At 73.3% G+C, this 1,797-nt stretch carries 1 protein-coding gene; it reads left to right on the top strand.

Annotation, left to right across the window (positions count from 1 at the left end; all coding sequences use genetic code 11):
- Positions 1-149: 149 nt before the first annotated feature.
- Positions 150-1,797: malto-oligosyltrehalose trehalohydrolase (gene treZ / locus F3J10_RS35510; RefSeq protein WP_167244038.1), on the top strand; the 1,648-nt coding region annotated here is incomplete at its 3' end.

Genomic DNA, 1,797 nt, shown 5'->3' on the forward strand with positions numbered 1-1,797 from the left:
GCGCCGCCGACACGGCTCCCGATTCCGCCGCGCGACGCGAAGCGCCGCGCCACACCGGCCACGCCAGCCCGCGCGCGGCCGCTCCCGATTCCGCGCGCGCGCCAGCCTCGCCGCGACGCTGACGCGCCCTTTTTCCCAAGGATGTGACGATGTCCGATTCCCTGTCCGATTCCCTGCCCTTTCCCGCCGGCCGCCACGCGTATCCGGCCTCGTTCGGCGCCTGCTGCCTCGATGCGCGGCGCACCCACTTCCGGCTGTGGGCGCCCGCCTGCCGGGCCGTCTCGGTCGAGCTCGACGACGGCGAGCGCCAGGCCAGCGTCGCCATGACCGCCTGCGAGGGCGGCTGGTTCGACACCACCGCGCCGTTCGGCTCCGGCACGCGCTACCGCTACCGGCTCGACGGCGGCGAGGCGGTGCCCGATCCCGCCTCGCGCTTCCAGCCCGAGGGCGTGCACGGCCCGAGCGAGGTGATCGACCCGGCCGCCTATCGCTGGATGCACGACGACTGGCGCGGCCGGCCCTGGCACGAGACGGTGATCTACGAGCTGCACGTGGGCGCGCTGGGCGGCTATCGCGGCGTCGAGCGCCGGCTCGGCGAGCTGGCCGCGCTCGGCGTGACGGCGCTCGAGCTGATGCCGCTGGCCGCCTTCCCCGGCGAGCGCAACTGGGGCTACGACGGCGTGCTGCCGTTCGCGCCGGCAGCGCCCTATGGACGCCCCGAGGACCTCAAGGCCTTGATCGACGCCGCGCACGGCCTGGGCCTGCAGGTCTTCGTCGACGTGGTCTACAACCACTTCGGCCCCGACGGCAACTGGCTGGCCAGTTACGCCCCGAGCTTCTTCCGCGAGGGCAGCCACACCGCCTGGGGCCCGGCGATCGACTTCGATCGCGACGAGGTGGGGCGCTTCTTCATCGACAACGCGCTCTACTGGCTGGAGGAATTTCGCGTCGACGGGCTGCGCATCGACGCCGCTCACGCGATCGACAACGACGGCTGGCTGGTCGCGCTGGCCGCACGCGTGCGCGGCTACGCGAACCACACGCGGCATATCCACCTGGTGCTGGAGAACGAGCGCAACAGCGCGCGCCTGCTCGGCGACGCCGGCTTCGACGCGCAATGGAACGACGACTTCCACAACAGCCTGCACGTGTTGCTGACCGGCGAGCGCGAGGGCTATTACCGCGCCTATGCCGACGCGCCGCTGCAGCGCTTCGCGCGCACCCTGGCCGAGGGCTTCGCCTACCAGGGCGAGCCCTCGCCGCTGCATGAAGGGCGGCCGCGCGGCGAACCGAGCGCGGACCTGCCGCCCACCGCCTTCGTGGCCTTCCTGCAGAACCACGACCAAGTCGGCAACCGCGCCTTCGGCGAGCGGCTGCGCATGCTGATCAACGACGATGCGCTGCGCGCGGCCACCGCGCTGCTGCTGCTCGCGCCGCAGGTGCCGCTGCTGTTCATGGGCGAGGAAACCGGCTCGACCCAGCCGTTCCAGTTCTTCACCGACTACCAGGGCGAGCTGGCCGAGGCCGTGCGCGAGGGGCGCCGCCGCGAATTCGCCGCCTTCCCCGCCTTCGCCAGCGCCGAGCATCGCGAGGCGATCCCCGATCCGAACGATCCCGCCACCTTCGCGCGCGCCTCGCTGGCCGCCGTCGACGCCGACCACGAGAGCGACGACGCGCGCGCCTGGCGTGCCTTCTATCGCGGCGCGCTGGCGGTGCGCTCGGGCTTCATCGTGCCGCACCTGCCCGGCGCGCGCGCCGAGCGCGTGACGCTGCTGGGGCGCGCGGCCGGCGGCGACG

Source organism: Burkholderia sp. Cy-637, assembly GCF_011753175.1.
Classification (GTDB): Bacteria; Pseudomonadota; Gammaproteobacteria; order Burkholderiales; family Burkholderiaceae; genus Burkholderia; species Burkholderia gladioli.